General features: G+C 69.0%; 2 protein-coding genes. One reads left to right on the top strand and one right to left on the bottom strand.

Annotated features, from left to right (window positions below):
* Window positions 1–101 precede the first annotated feature (101 nt).
* A complete protein-coding gene (locus VNT50_RS12475; RefSeq protein WP_325485439.1) occupies window positions 102–2084 on the top strand; it encodes an APC family permease in 1983 nt (660 codons plus the stop codon).
* A 70-nt stretch (window positions 2085–2154) separates the two neighbouring features.
* Here VNT50_RS12475 and VNT50_RS12470 read toward each other — a convergent pair.
* A partial coding sequence (locus tag VNT50_RS12470) for a YcnI family copper-binding membrane protein (RefSeq protein ID WP_325485438.1) occupies window positions 2155–2729 on the bottom strand: 575 nt, incomplete at its 5' end.

Here is a 2729-nt window from a genome sequence, read left to right as displayed (position 1 = left end):
GGTGGGCGCGCTTTGCTAACGGACGTGCCTCATTTCGAGGCCTCCGCCTGTGCGACGATTTACCGGGCCCTCAAGGGACGGCCCTGAGCGAGGAGTTGCACGTGCGCGAGTGGGACCAGTTCGAATTCCCTCCGGCGGTCCCGGGCCCATCGAGACGGGGCCGCGCGGCGACGCCGTTCTCCAGCTGGCTGCTCCACGACACCGTGCAGCCGGTCGGACCGGAGAGCGCGGAGAGCACCGCGAAGGGTCACTCGTGGTGGAAGGTCATGTGCCTCACCGGCGTCGACTACTTCTCGACCCTCTCGTACCTCCCGGCGATCGCCGTCCTCGCCGCGGGGGCGCTGTCGCCTCTCGCGACCCTGCTGATCGTGGCGCTCACCCTGTTCGGCATGCTGCCGATGTACCGCAGGGTCGCGAAGGAGAGCCCGCACGGGCAGGGCTCGGTCGCCATGCTCGAGCGGTTGCTGCCGTTCTGGCAGGGCAAGATCTTCGTCCTCGTCCTGCTGGGGTTCGTCGCGACCTCGTGGATCATCACGATCACCCTGTCCTCGGCCGACGCGACCGTCCACCTGCTCGAGAATCCCTTCATGCCCGAAGCGCTGGCGGGCTACGCGGTTCCCATCACGATCGTGCTGCTCCTCATTCTGGGCGGCGTATTCCTGCTCGGATTCACCGAAGCGGTGAACGTCGCGATCCCGCTCGTCGCGGTCTTCCTCGGCCTCAACGCCGTCGTCATCGTGACCGGGCTGATGCAGATCGCGACGCACCCCGTCGACATCACGGACTGGTGGGCCGCCCTGAACGCAGCCGGCAGTGGGCCCGGTGGGCTCCTCCTGCCGGCCCTGATCGCCTTCCCGCTGCTGGTGCTCGGGCTGTCCGGGTTCGAGACCGGGGTGAGCATGATGCCCCTCGTGGCCTCGAAAGGTGCCACCGACGCGGAGCGTCTCGACTCGCGCATCAGGAACACCCGCAAGCTCCTGACCTCCGCAGCCGCGATCATGAGCGTCTATCTCCTGAGCAGCAGCCTCGTCACGACCCTGCTCATCCCCGCGGAGGCTTTCCAGGAAGGCGGCGAGGCCAACGGGCGAGCGCTCGCCTACTTGGCGCACGAGTTCTTCGGCGACGGGTTCGGGACGATCTACGACATCAGCACGGTGCTCATCCTCTGGTTCGCCGGGGCCTCCGCGATGGCCGGCCTGATCAACATCGTTCCGCGCTACCTGCCCACCTACGGCATGGCGCCCGAATGGAGCCGCGCGGTGCGCCCGGTGGTGCTGGTCTACACCGCGATCAGCATCGTCATCACCATCGGATTCCAGGCCGATGTCAACGCCCAGGCCGGCGCCTATGCGACCGGGATCCTCGCCATGATGGTGTCGGCATCCGTCGCCGTTCTGATCTCCGCGGTCCGTCGCCGCAGGCCGCTGCCGATCGTCGGGTTCGCGGTGCTCACCGCGGTGCTCGCGTACGCGCTCGCCGCCAACATCATCGAGAAGCCCGACGGCCTCGCCATCTCCGCGCTCTTCATCATCGGCATCGTCGTCGTCTCGGTGATCTCGCGCGTCTCCCGCACCACGGAGATCCGGGCGGAACGGCTCGAATTCGACGACACCGCGCGCAGGTTCATCGAGGAGTCCCTGCAGTACGACGGTCGGCTCAACATCATCGCCAACCGACCCGAGACCGGCGAGGCGGCCGAGTACCTGCAGAAGGAACGCGCGCAGCGACGCCTCAATCCCGTTCCGGGCCGGGCCGACGTGATCTTCCTCGAGATCGAGATCGTCGACCCGTCGGAGTTCCGGGAGGTGCTGCACGTCACCGGCGCCGAGGTCGAGGGAAACCGTGTGCTGCGCGCCGAGAGCCCGGCCGTGCCGAATGCGATCGCCGCCATCCTGATCGCCCTGCGGGATGCGACCGGCGAACGTCCGCACGCGTACTTCGAGTGGTCGGAGGGCAGCCCGCTGCTCCACATGGTGAGGTATCTGCTGCTCGGCCGCGGAGACACGGCTCCGGTCGTGCGGGAGATCCTGCGCGAGACCGACAAGGACCCCATGGACCGGCCCGTGATCCACGTCGGCGGATAGCCGCGGGACCGCGTGCGAAAGGCCGCCGCCCCCCGGAGTCCGGGGGTCGGCGGCCTTTCCGCCGGCATCGTCAGGCGCGCGTGCGCCTGCCCACGAGCACGAGCACGAGCGCGGCGGCGCCGAGAAGAAGGCCGGCGCCTGCCAGGACACGCGCGAGCACGTCGGGCTCCTGACTCGGCGCGGCGGCCGCCGCGTAGGCGTCCGCCGGGGCGTGGTGATCGTCGGCGGGTTGGTCGCCGATGTACAACACGGGGGCGGGGTGCTCGGCGTCTTCCGCGGGATCTGCCCATGAGACGGTGCGACCGTCGCTGTAGGTCTGGTCGACGGCGAGCACGACCGCACCCGTGTCGGGCACGGGCCCGAGCGAGAGCGGGAACACCTCGAGGGCGTCCTCGCCGATGCCGTCGCCCGTTGCAGTCCAGACCACCGAGGTCACCGCTTCGGTGACCTCGACGTCGCCGACCGTGACGGGCTCGGACAGGCTGGTCTCGACGACTTCTGCCGTCCATCCCGGCACCGGCACGTAGCGGACGCTGAGAAAGGGCGTGTCGGCCGGCAGCGTCAAAACGACCTTCACGGTGGATGCCGTGGCCGACTCGTTCGGAACCTTGAAGTCGACGAGGGTGTAGCTGCCGGCATCCGCCG

This window comes from Microbacterium sp. (assembly GCF_035554235.1).
In the GTDB taxonomy this organism is placed as follows: domain Bacteria; phylum Actinomycetota; class Actinomycetes; order Actinomycetales; family Microbacteriaceae; genus Microbacterium.
This window is presented reverse-complemented; position numbering and strand designations above follow the sequence as displayed.